The following is a 10,782-nucleotide window of genomic DNA, read 5'->3' on the forward strand; positions in this document are numbered from 1 at the left end:
CCTAGAACTCCAGCTCAGCGCTGAAATACATCACCCGACGCTCGTCGTAATTATTGTCGACGAAGGTGGTCGGCTCATGGTCGAGGCGCTGTTGCAGCACGCCGGCCAGTTGCAGCTGGGCTTTGCCCAGCGGGATGCGTTTGGCGATGCGCGTGTCGACCCGCTCGAAACGGTAGCCATTGAGCGCGTTGTCGCCGTAATAGAAGAGGGCGCTGTTCCAGCCATGGCCCCAATCGCGCAGCCAACCGGCCGAACCGCTATTGCGTGAGGTGAATTGTTGATCCAGCGGATTGCTCGCTTCGGCATCGACGAGGGCGTAGGTGAACCGCAAGCGGTCGGCCAGGCTCACGCGCCAGTCGAGCTGGGTTTCGGTGCCACGAAACCGCGAGCTGTTGGCGTTGCTGGCGATGTATTGGTTGTTACGCAGCGGCTCACTGATCATTCCGGTGATCTCGTCGTAGAACAGCTTCACATCCAGGGCCAGGCCCAGCTCGGCGAAGTAGCCGTTGTAGCCCAGCTCCCGCGAGCGCATGTGCTCCTGATCGAGATCGCCCGGGCCGCGCGTCTTGACGAAGTACCGCGCCGACGAGTGGCCGTAAGCTGAAGGCCGCAGGTTGCTGACCTGATAGCTCCAGTTGACGTTGTTCTCGAACATGTCTGGCGAGCGGATCGCTTCCGAGTAAACCGCGCGCAGGCCGTGGCGCGGGTTGATCAGGTAATTGACGGCGAAGCGCGGCGTCAGCGAACTGCCGATCAGTTGCGTGTCTTCAAACATCGCACCGCCCTGCAACAACCAGTGTTCAGTGGCACGCCATTCCAGTTGGCCGAACGCGCGCCACGTGGTGTCGTCCAGTGTGCCGTTGAAGTAGGTTTCGGAGTCGGCGCGGTCGTAACGATAGTTCATACCGCTGACCAGACGCAGGCTGTCGGACAGGCTGAGGGTGTCCTGCACTTCGAGGTCGTAACGCGATTCCCGTGCGCTCTGGTCGATGTCGCCGCACAGGGTGCGACTGGCGCCGTTACGCCATTGCTCGAGCACCTGATTGGCCAGGGCCATTTCCTGCGGGGTGCCGGGCGCAGCGCCGGGGCCGGTGAAACGGGTGATGTTGCGCGCCAGGCGTTCGGTGTAATTCGGGTTGAGTTGCCACAGTTGCGTCAGTTCGGGGCTGAACGACACCTCGGCATCGCAGGCGCGCCAGGTTTGCTGACGATCCCAGTGTTGCGCCGAGCCTTGTATATAAAGGCTGTGTTCGGGGTTGATGTCGAGGTTCCAGCGCACCGAGCCGGCGTAATCCTTGGCGACCACGTCGGAGTTGTTCCCGGCGGCAGTAATCCCGGAAAACACCGGACGATAGGTGTACGGCCGCTGGTTGCTGCCGTCCTTGGCGTTGACCTGCCAGTCGAGGCTCTGGTTATCGCTGAGGGTGTGGCTGACCGCGAGACTGAAACGGTTCAAGCGCCGGCTGTCGCGATAATCGGCGCCGCTGCGATCGCTGTCGAAGCCGTCGTCTTCTTGCCCGGACAACGACAGACGCAAGTCGCCGCCATTCCAGCCGGTGCCCTGGCTGGCGTAGAAATCGTTGATGCCGCGCTGACCACGGGTGTACTTCAGTCGCGTACCGTGGCTGTCCATCGGGTTTCGCGTGATGATGTTGACCACCGCCATCAGCGCGTTGGCGCCGTAGCTGACAGTGTTGGGGCCGCGAAAAACTTCGATGCGCTCGATGTCTTCCATGGCCACCGGAATATCGCTCCAGTCCACCGTGGACAAACCGGCGCGGTACACCGAGCGACCGTCGATCAGCACCTGCATGCGCCGTGCTTCGCTGGCGTTGGTGCCGTGGTAATTGACCGCCGCCTGATTGCCGCTGATGTTGCCGACCATCATCCCCGGCGCCAGTCGCAGCAGTTCGCTGATATCGCGGGCACCGCTGGCGTGGATCAGTTCGTTGTCAATTACGGTCATGCTTCCAGGCACTTCCGCCGGTGTCTGCTTCAGGCGCGTGGCGGTCAGCACCTGGGGCAGTGCTTCGTTGTCCATGAACAGGTCGTCCGCCATTAATACCGGGCTGAACAGCAGCGCCAGTAAGACGGACGAACGCGGGGACGCAGAGCCAAAAGACACGACACAACCTTGATAGCGAAGAATTGGCGCGCATGTTAACCGAGGGCAGCGACATTTCCAGTCACGTTGCAGGCATTTTCCTAGGTTTTATTGGTCTTCTTCCTACAAGTGTCGGTAATTGTTGCTGGGGCTGGCCGCGCGTTGGCCGCCCCGTATAATGCCGGCATCGCCACTGGTATGGATTAACGGATTGCATATGACTGAACAGCGCCCGATTGCGGTCCTGGGAGGCGGAAGTTTTGGTACCGCCGTGGCCAATCTTTTGGCCGAGAACGGCCATCAAGTCCGGCAGTGGATGCGTGACCCCGAGCAGGCCGAGGCCATCCGGGTCAATCGCGAAAACCCGCGTTACCTCAAAGGCATCAAGATTCTGCCGGGGGTGACTGCCGTCACCGACCTGCAGGAAACTCTCGACGCCTGCGATCTGTGCTTTGTCGCGCTGCCGTCCAGCGCGTTGCGCACGGTGCTTGCCGCTCACGCCGAGCGGTTGAGCGGCAAGATGCTGGTCAGCCTGACCAAAGGCATCGAAGCCCAGACCTTCAAACTGATGAGCCAGATTCTCGAAGAAATCGCCCCGCAGGCGCGCATCGGCGTGTTGTCCGGGCCGAACCTGGCGCGCGAGATTGCCGAACACGCACTGACCGCCACCGTGGTCGCCAGCGAAGACGAAGAACTGTGTAAAGCCGTGCAAGCCGCGCTGCACGGTCGTACCTTCCGCGTTTACGCCAGTGCTGACCGTTTCGGTGTCGAGTTGGGCGGAGCGTTGAAAAACGTTTACGCGATCATCGCCGGCATGGCGGTGGCGCTGGAGATGGGCGAGAACACCAAGAGCATGCTGATCACCCGGGCACTGGCGGAAATGACCCGTTTTGCCGTGAATCAGGGCGCTAATCCCATGACCTTCCTCGGTCTGGCCGGTGTCGGCGATCTGATCGTGACCTGTTCGTCGCCGAAGAGTCGCAACTATCAAGTCGGTTTTGCGCTGGGTCAGGGCTTGAGTCTCGACGAAGCGGTGTCGCGACTTGGTGAAGTCGCTGAAGGGGTCAACACCTTGAAGGTGCTCAAGGCCAAGTCTCAGGAAGTCGGTGTGTACATGCCACTGGTCGCCGGGCTGCATGCGATCCTCTTTGAAGGACGCACGCTGGAGCAGGTGATCGGTCTACTGATGCGGGCCGAGCCGAAAACCGACGTCGATTTTATTTCCACCAGTGGTTTCAACTGAGTCAGCACGGAGCAAGTCATGAACGATCCGAAAACCGAAGCCAAGTACGAATCCATCCTTCTGCGTGTGTTGTGGATGATCGTCTACGTGCTGGTCTGGCAAGTGGCGCAGTTCATCCTCGGCGCGGTGGTGCTGGTGCAACTGATCTATCGTTTGATCTATGGCGCCCCGAACGCCAGCCTGATGAATTTCGGCGACAGCCTGAGCCAGTTTCTGGCGCAGATCGGCCGTTTCGGCAGTTTCCACAGCGACCAGAAACCGTGGCCGTTCGCCGACTGGCCAACCCCGCGTACTCCGGAAGGTGAAGCGCCGCACGCCGTCGCACCGGCACCGCATCCGGTTCGAGATGAGGAACCCAAGCTATGAAACTCTGGGTATTGCGTCACGGTGAGGCCGTGCCTTACGGCTCGTGTCCCGACTCCGAACGGGAACTGACCGATCACGGCCGTAGAGAAGTCTTGAACAGCGCGGCCCATTTGATCGGCCAGCCGCTGACGGCGATCTACGCCAGTCCTTATCTGCGCGCGCAACAGACTGCGCAGATTGTTCGTGAGGCGCTGGGTTTCGAGCCGGAGATTCGCACGGTCGAGTGGCTGACGCCGGAGACCGACCCGGACAAGGTCACCGATCAACTGGTGTCAGTGAGCAACGTCCTGCTGGTCAGTCACAACCCGCTGGTGGGCAATCTGCTGAGTTATCTGCAACATGGCGCCGGGTATCCGCCGGAGAAGGTCAGTACTGCCGGGTTGGCTGAGCTTGAAAGCGCAGAGCTGCTGATCGGCTCGATGACCCTCAACAGCCTCAAACATCCATAACGCTGGTTCCTTGTGGGAGCGAGCCTGCTCGCGAAAGCGGCGTGTCATTCATCATTTATGTGTCTGACAGCCTGCATTCGCGAGCAGGCTCGCTCCCACATTGGTTTCTGCGTAAACCATGAAATTATTTGTGTGAATTTTCCAACCAAGCACTTGCTTGGTTGACTACGCTTGCTCCAGACCCAAAAAACAGGAGCGAGTCGCATGTCTGCCGCCTTCCGTTTGCCGCTGGACGTGTTCTACGAACGTGAAGCCCGGCACCCGCGCCAGCGCTTCCTCGTGCAGCCCATTGGCGGCGGCCAGGTCGAGACGCTGAGCTGGGCCGACGTCGGCCATCAGGCCCGCTGCGCCGCGCACTGGTTGCGCGCCCGTGAGTTGCCGCAGGGCAGCCATATCGCCCTGATCTCTAAAAACTGCGCGCACTGGATCATCGCCGACCTGGCGATCTGGATGGCCGGGCACGTCTCGGTTCCGTTGTATCCCAACCTCACCGCCGACTCCGTTGCGCAAGTGCTCAATCACTCGGAAAGCGTCCTGGCATTCATCGGCAAGCTCGACGACTGGCCGGGCATGTGCAAAGGCGTGCCGGCGGATCTGCCGACCATCAGCCTGCCACTGCACCCGCCCGGGGATTTCGATTTTACTTGGGCCGACTTGCAGCGCAATTCGCCGATTCAGGATGACCCACGTCCGGCGGCCGAGCAATTGGCGACGATCATTTACACCTCCGGCACCACTGGCCTGCCCAAAGGCGTGATGCACAGTTTTGCCAATCTCGGTTTCGCCACGACGCGCGGCACGCAACTGTTCGGGCTTAACGAGAACGATCGATTGCTCTCGTACTTGCCGCTGTGCCACGTCGCCGAGCGCATGTTCGTAGAACTGGCGTCGATCTACACAGGGCAGACGGTTTTCTTCGCCGAGAGCCTTGAGACCTTCATCACTGACCTGCAGCGAGCGCGGCCGACCGCGATGTTCGGTGTGCCGCGCATCTGGACCAAATTCCAGATGGGCGTGTACAGCAAGATCCCGGCAAAACGTCTGGATTTTCTTCTCGGTCTGCCATTCATTGGCAAGCGCGTTGGTCACAAGGTACTGGCAGGCCTGGGGCTGGATGCTTTGCGCGTGGCGTTATCCGGTGCCGCGCCGGTGCCGCAGACCTTGCTCGCCTGGTATCAGAAACTTGGCCTGGATGTGCTGGAGGTCTACGGCATGACCGAGAGTTGCGGCTACTCGCACATCTGCCTGCCGGGGCAATACAAGCAGGGTTGGATCGGCAAGCCGTGCCCGGATGTCGAAGTACGCATCGATGAGTCGGGCGAGGTGCAGGTGCGCAGTCAGGCGAACATGCTCGGCTATTTCAAGGAACCGCAGAAGACCGCCGAAACCCTGACTGAGGACGGCTTTCTGCGCACCGGTGACAAGGGCGAACAGGATGCTGAAGGGCGCCTGCGCCTGACTGGCCGACTCAAGGAGATCTTCAAGACCAGCAAGGGCAAATATGTTGCCCCGGCACCGATCGAAAATCGCTTGGCCGTGCATTCGCGGATTGAACAGGTGTGTGTGGTAGGGGACGGCCTAAGCGCGCCACTCGGCTTGTGCGTCTTGTCGACGGTCAATCAGGAGGAGGGCCGGGCGAGCCTGCATTCGAGCCTGGAAAAACTCCTCGAAGAGGTCAACGCCGTGCTCGACAAGCACGAACGCCTGCGTCGACTGGTGGTGGTCAAGGACAGTTGGGCGGTGGAAAACGGCTTCCTCACGCCAACCCTGAAGATCAAGCGCAACGTCATCGAAGACACCTATGGCGCGCGTTTCGAAGAATGGAGCGAGCGCAGCGAGGCGGTGCTGTGGCAGGATTGAGCGACCACTAAAACAACAAAGGAAGTCTGCGATGAGCTTGTGGCGTACCACTCCGAACATCGAGCAGTTGAACGCAATCCAGAAGAACACCATTGGCGAAGTGCTGGACATCCGCTTCGAAGCGTTCGACGAAGAATCGCTGACTGCAAGCATGGCCATCGACCATCGCACCCATCAGCCCTACGGTTTGCTGCACGGCGGCGCCTCGGTGGTACTGGCAGAAACCGTCGGTTCGATGGCCAGCTATCTGTGCATCGATGCCAGCAAGTTTTACTGCGTGGGACTTGAGATCAACGCCAACCATCTGCGCGGCTTGCGCAGTGGGCGGGTGACGGCGGTGGCTAAGCCGATTCACATTGGTCGCACCACGCATGTGTGGGACATTCGCTTGACCAGTGATGAAGGCAAGGCCAGTTGTGTGTCGCGGTTGACCATGGCGGTGGTGCCGTTGGGTGAGCAGCCACCCTCACCCTAACCCTCTCCCAGAGGGAGAGGGGACTGACCGAGTGGTTTATTCGAAGTACATCGACCTGAGATACCGAGCCGAACTCAGGTTTTGAAACTCATGTAGATCGGCTCCCTTTCCCCCTCGCCCCCTGGGGGGCGGTCCGACGTTTCGGGAGGGCTGGGGTGAGGGGGACGCGATCTCTCTGACACACCATCACGCTGACCGGACTGTCATCATTCCTGGCAGTTACGGTCATTGCTGTAAGCCGCGGTCTTACGGACAATCAACGCCACGTTTCCCGCTCATGGATTTGCCAGCATGTCGCAACCGATCTTTTTCGCCCACGCCAACGGTTTCCCTTCGGGCACCTATGGCAAATTGTTCGCGGCGCTGGCGCCCGAGTACCGGGTTGCGCATCTGGAGCAGCATGCCCATGACCCGCGTTTTCCGGCGGATGACAACTGGTACAACCTCGTCGACGAGTTGATCCACCATTTGCAGCAGCAGGATCAGCCGGTGTGGGGCGTCGGCCATTCGTTCGGCGGCGTACTGCACTTGCACGCGGCGCTGCGTTGCCCTGAGCTGTATCGCGGCGTGGTGATGCTCGATTCGCCGGTGCTGACCCGCACCGATCAATGGGTGATCCGTGCCGCCAAGCGTTTTGGTTTTATCGACAAGTTGACCCCGGCCGGACGGACGCTGGGGCGCCGTGAAGAGTTCGCCGACCTCGACAGTGCGCGCAGCTATTTTGCTGGCAAGACGCTGTTTCGCGGCTTCGATCCGGAATGTTTCGACGCCTACCTGCAGCACGGTTTGCACAAGGTTGGCGACAAACTGCGCCTGCGTTTCGACCCGGCCACCGAGATCAGTATCTATCGCGGTGTGCCCCACACCAGCCCCGGTCGTACCCGCCAATTACAGGTGCCGCTGGCGGTGGTGCGCGGGCACAAGAGTCGCGTGGTCATGCGTCATCACACCCGTTTCGTTTCGCGTCTGGCCCAGGGCGAGGCGCTGAGCATGCCTGGCGGCCACATGTTCCCGCTTGAGCGGCCACAGGACACCGCACGGTTGTTGAAGAATCTGTTTACTCGCTGGGAAAACCGTCAGGACAAGGATTGCGCATGAGTCCGACCTTCGAAGAAGTGCGCCTGAGCCTGCCGCATATCGAGCTGGCCGCGCATTTGTTCGGCCCCGAGGACGGTCTGCCGGTGATTGCACTGCATGGCTGGCTCGACAATGCCAACAGCTTTGCCCGATTGGCGCCCAAACTCAAAGGCTTGCGCATCATTGCGTTGGACATGGCCGGGCACGGGCACTCCGGGCATCGGCCGAACGGCGCCGGCTATGCGCTGTGGGATTACGCCCATGACGTGCTGCAAGTCGCCGAACAACTGGGCTGGAAGCGTTTCGGCCTGCTCGGGCATTCGATGGGTGCCATCGTTTCCATGGTGCTGGCGGGTTCGCTGCCGGAACGCATCAGCCATCTGGCGCTGATCGACGGCGTCATTCCTCCTACAGACAAAGGCGAAAACGCCGCCGAGCGCATGGGCATGGCCCTGCAAGCGCAACTGGATCTGCGCGAGAAGCGCAAACCGGTTTACAACACCCTCGACCGTGCCATCGAAGCGCGCATGAAAGGTCTGGTGGCGGTCAGCCGTGAGGCGGCTGAATTGTTGGCCCAGCGCGGTCTGATGCCGGTGCCCGGCGGTTACACCTGGCGCACCGACAATCGCCTGACCCTGCCATCGCCGCTGCGTCTGACCCAGGAACAGGCAATGGCTTTCGCACTTCGGGTCAGTTGTCCGGCGCAGTTGGTGGTCGCGGCTGACGGCATGCTCGCCAAACATCCGGAGCTGCTGGAGCGTCTACCCTTTAGCCGGGAACAGTTGGCGGGCGGGCACCATTTGCACCTGAACGACGAGGCGGGTGCCGGCCTTGTAGCAGACTGTTTCAATCGGTTCTTCGCCATTCCTTGACTTGCTGCGGGCAACTGTCGAGGCTGGGCGGGTTGAAATGGGAGACAACTACGATGGATTTCTATACCGCTGCGACCTCGAATCATCCAGCATTGCCGATCCGATGAGCCTGACTATGCGGTCACTCAGTCTGTTGGCACTGTGCTGTTTCAGTACCGTTTCGTTCGCCGCCGATGTGCCGGGCAGTCAGGATCTGCAGATCGTGCCGCGTCTGGCCGATGCACAGATCGTCGACTACCGCCCGCCTGTGGAGCTTGAGCGGATCTATCCGCTGGGCTCGATCCGCAAGATCAGCGGGCAGCTGCGTTTCGACGGCCAGGTCACCGCCCGTGGCCAGACCACTTCGGTGACCTACGAGTTGCCCCCCGAACACTCCGCCACCGAAGCCTTTACTGCCGCTCGTGAAGCCCTGCAAAAGCAGGACGCCGAATTGCTGTTCTGGTGTCAGGCGCGTGATTGCGGTGAAAGCAGCCTGTGGGCCAACGAGGTGTTCGGCAACGCCAAGTTGTACGGTGCTGACGAACAACAGGCGTATCTGTTGTTGAGACTGGCCGCACCGCGTGACAACACGCTGGTGGCGCTTTACAGCATCACGCGCGGCAATCGCAAAGCCTATCTGCATGTCGAACAGTTCGAGGCGGCTGCACCGTTGGGTGAGCTGCTGCCGACCTCGGCGACCCTGTTGCGTCAGTTGAAAAGCACCGGTGAACTGGATTTTCCTGATCGCGTGAATGATCCGGACGATACATGGCTACGCCTGATTTCCCGTGGCCTTAATCTCGATACGACGTTGCGCGTGACGGTGTCCGGGCCGAAAGCCGAGGCATGGCGACAGGCCCTGATCAATCAGGGCGTGCGGGCGGCACGCATGGAGACCGGCAGTGTTGAAGGCTCTGGCCTGCGCATCGATCTGTTGCGTTAAGCTGTTTCGGGCGAGCACGAACTGCGTGTTCGCCTACTCTTTGCCTGACTGACTTTTTCGAGACCTTACATGCTCAATAACGATCGCCTGCTGGTGCAGATCCTGCTGCTGGTGTTGTTTGGTGCCAGCCTGTGGGTGATGGCGCCGTTCTGGTCGGCCCTGTTCTGGGGCGCGGTGCTGGCATTCGCCAGTTGGCCGCTGATGCGTCTGTTGACCCGCTGGCTCAATGGCCGTGAGTCGCTGGCTGCGGGGATTCTGACGCTGGGCTGGATGCTGCTGGTGGCCGCGCCGCTGGTCTGGCTGGGGTTCAACGTGGGGGATCATGTGCGTGATGCCACGGCGTTCATCAAGGATGTGCAGGTCGACGGTCTGCCGGAAGCGCCGGTGTGGCTGGGGACTTTGCCGTTTGTGGGCGAGCGCCTGGTCGGGCTGTGGAACAGCATCGATCAGCAGGGCGCCGCGCTGATGGTGTCGATCAAACCTTATCTGGGGCAGGTCGGTAACTGGCTGCTGGCGCGCAGTGCGCAGATTGGTGGCGGGATTCTCGAGCTGACGTTGAGCATTGTCTTTGTGTTCTTTTTCTATCGTGACGGGCCACGGTTGGCGGCTTTTGTGCACAGTTTGCTGGAGCGCTTGATCGGGGATCGTGCCGGGTATTACATCGAGTTGGTGGCGGGTACGGTGCAGCGGGTGGTCAACGGGGTGATCGGCACGGCGGCGGCGCAGGCGGTTCTGGCGTTGATCGGGTTTTTGATTGCCGGGGTGCCGGGGGCGCTGGTGCTCGGGATTGTCACCTTCCTGTTGAGTCTGATTCCGATGGGGCCGCCGTTGGTGTGGGTGCCGGCCACTGCCTGGCTGGCGTGGAAGGGTGAGTACGGGATGGCGGTGTTTCTCGGGATCTGGGGGACGTTCATCATCAGTGGGGTGGATAACGTGCTCAAGCCGTATTTGATCAGCCGCGGGGGGAATTTGCCGTTGGTGATTGTGTTGCTTGGGGTGTTTGGCGGGTTGATTGCGTTTGGGTTTATCGGGTTGTTTATCGGGCCTACGTTGTTGGCGGTGGCTTATAGTTTGTTGACGGATTGGAGCAAGAGTCAGGGGCGGGTTGAGGAGCGGCGGTAGCTGTTTTGGGTTTTGGGTTTGGGTGTATATCCATTGCTGCGGTAACGGCTGCTTAGGGTTCCGCCCTTACGGCGGGTCACCTTTTCCAAACGCCGAAAAGGTAACCCAAAAGGCTTGCTCCTGCGTGCGGCCCGCTCGCTGGGGCTCGGGGGTTCCTTCGCTGCGGGATCGATCCGGGCGCAGCGTCTACGGTTTGCTTCGCTGCACCTCCTCTCGCTGTGTTTGGCTGCGCCAAACGGTCGCTGCGCTCCCACGCCCGGATCAATCCCTCCACTCAGCCTTCCGACGTCGC

At 60.8% G+C, this 10,782-nt stretch carries 10 protein-coding genes; 9 read left to right on the forward strand and 1 reads right to left on the reverse strand.

Features of this window, described 5'->3' with window-relative positions; genetic code table 11:
• Nucleotide 1: 1 nt before the first annotated feature.
• Nucleotides 2–2,125, reverse strand: a complete 2,124-nt coding sequence (locus tag BMY54_RS28995) for a TonB-dependent receptor plug domain-containing protein (protein ID WP_093442238.1) — start codon at nt 2,123–2,125, stop codon at nt 2–4.
• Between the two features lie 196 nt (nt 2,126–2,321).
• On the opposite strand from BMY54_RS28995, the gene BMY54_RS29000 reads away from it, so the two are divergent.
• The 9 genes from BMY54_RS29000 to BMY54_RS29040 all read left to right on the forward strand — a co-directional run bounded on the left by BMY54_RS29000 (nt 2,322) and on the right by BMY54_RS29040 (nt 10,490).
• Nucleotides 2,322–3,347 (forward strand): NAD(P)H-dependent glycerol-3-phosphate dehydrogenase, encoded by a 1,026-nt coding sequence (locus tag BMY54_RS29000; protein WP_090285290.1) that lies wholly within the window; start codon nt 2,322–2,324, stop codon nt 3,345–3,347.
• Nucleotides 3,348–3,365: 18 nt separating this feature from the next.
• The gene (locus BMY54_RS29005) at nt 3,366–3,713 is read left to right on the forward strand and encodes a DUF4389 domain-containing protein (protein ID WP_093442243.1); all 348 of its coding nucleotides are present in this window, start codon (nt 3,366–3,368) and stop codon (nt 3,711–3,713) included.
• Complete coding sequence (sixA, locus tag BMY54_RS29010) at nt 3,710–4,162, forward strand: phosphohistidine phosphatase SixA (RefSeq protein WP_093442248.1); 453 nt, start codon at nt 3,710–3,712, stop codon at nt 4,160–4,162. The genes BMY54_RS29005 and sixA overlap by 4 nt, the downstream gene beginning before the upstream one ends.
• A 204-nt stretch (nt 4,163–4,366) precedes the next feature.
• Nucleotides 4,367–6,022, forward strand: coding sequence for an AMP-binding protein (locus BMY54_RS29015; protein WP_093442252.1), 1,656 nt, complete (start codon nt 4,367–4,369; stop codon nt 6,020–6,022).
• Between the two features lie 31 nt (nt 6,023–6,053).
• The gene (locus BMY54_RS29020; RefSeq protein ID WP_093442258.1) at nt 6,054–6,497 is read left to right on the forward strand and encodes a hotdog fold thioesterase; all 444 of its coding nucleotides are present in this window, start codon (nt 6,054–6,056) and stop codon (nt 6,495–6,497) included.
• 291 nt (nt 6,498–6,788) lie between these two features.
• Nucleotides 6,789–7,595 carry an alpha/beta fold hydrolase gene (locus BMY54_RS29025; protein WP_093442263.1) on the forward strand — a complete coding sequence of 269 codons (807 nt, stop codon included), beginning with the start codon at nt 6,789–6,791 and terminating at the stop codon, nt 7,593–7,595.
• The gene (locus BMY54_RS29030; protein ID WP_093442267.1) at nt 7,592–8,446 is read left to right on the forward strand and encodes an alpha/beta hydrolase; all 855 of its coding nucleotides are present in this window, start codon (nt 7,592–7,594) and stop codon (nt 8,444–8,446) included. Before BMY54_RS29025 ends, BMY54_RS29030 begins: the two co-directional genes overlap by 4 nt.
• 115 nt (nt 8,447–8,561) lie before the next feature.
• On the forward strand, nt 8,562–9,368 hold the full coding sequence (locus BMY54_RS29035; protein ID WP_093442271.1) for a DUF4892 domain-containing protein: 807 nt from the start codon (nt 8,562–8,564) through the stop codon (nt 9,366–9,368).
• Between the two features lie 69 nt (nt 9,369–9,437).
• Nucleotides 9,438–10,490 (forward strand): AI-2E family transporter, encoded by a 1,053-nt coding sequence (locus BMY54_RS29040; protein ID WP_093442276.1) that lies wholly within the window; start codon nt 9,438–9,440, stop codon nt 10,488–10,490.
• Nucleotides 10,491–10,782: the final 292 nt, after the last annotated feature.

The sequence above is a fragment of the Pseudomonas sp. ok266 genome (genome assembly GCF_900110195.1).
Classification (GTDB): Bacteria; Pseudomonadota; Gammaproteobacteria; order Pseudomonadales; family Pseudomonadaceae; genus Aquipseudomonas; species Aquipseudomonas neuropathica.

Excerpts from the sequence above, each read along its gene's own strand:
- BMY54_RS29000 (WP_090285290.1), top strand. The coding sequence starts at position 2,322 with ATGACTGAACAGCGCCCGATTGCGGTCCTGGGAGGCGGAAGTTTTGGT.
- BMY54_RS29020 (WP_093442258.1), top strand. The coding sequence starts at position 6,054 with ATGAGCTTGTGGCGTACCACTCCGAACATCGAGCAGTTGAACGCAATC.
- BMY54_RS29040 (WP_093442276.1), top strand. The coding sequence starts at position 9,438 with ATGCTCAATAACGATCGCCTGCTGGTGCAGATCCTGCTGCTGGTGTTG.
- BMY54_RS29025 (WP_093442263.1), top strand. The coding sequence starts at position 6,789 with ATGTCGCAACCGATCTTTTTCGCCCACGCCAACGGTTTCCCTTCGGGC.
- BMY54_RS29035 (WP_093442271.1), top strand. The coding sequence starts at position 8,562 with ATGCGGTCACTCAGTCTGTTGGCACTGTGCTGTTTCAGTACCGTTTCG.
- BMY54_RS29005 (WP_093442243.1), top strand. The coding sequence starts at position 3,366 with ATGAACGATCCGAAAACCGAAGCCAAGTACGAATCCATCCTTCTGCGT.
- BMY54_RS29015 (WP_093442252.1), top strand. The coding sequence starts at position 4,367 with ATGTCTGCCGCCTTCCGTTTGCCGCTGGACGTGTTCTACGAACGTGAA.
- BMY54_RS29030 (WP_093442267.1), top strand. The coding sequence starts at position 7,592 with ATGAGTCCGACCTTCGAAGAAGTGCGCCTGAGCCTGCCGCATATCGAG.
- sixA (WP_093442248.1), top strand. The coding sequence starts at position 3,710 with ATGAAACTCTGGGTATTGCGTCACGGTGAGGCCGTGCCTTACGGCTCG.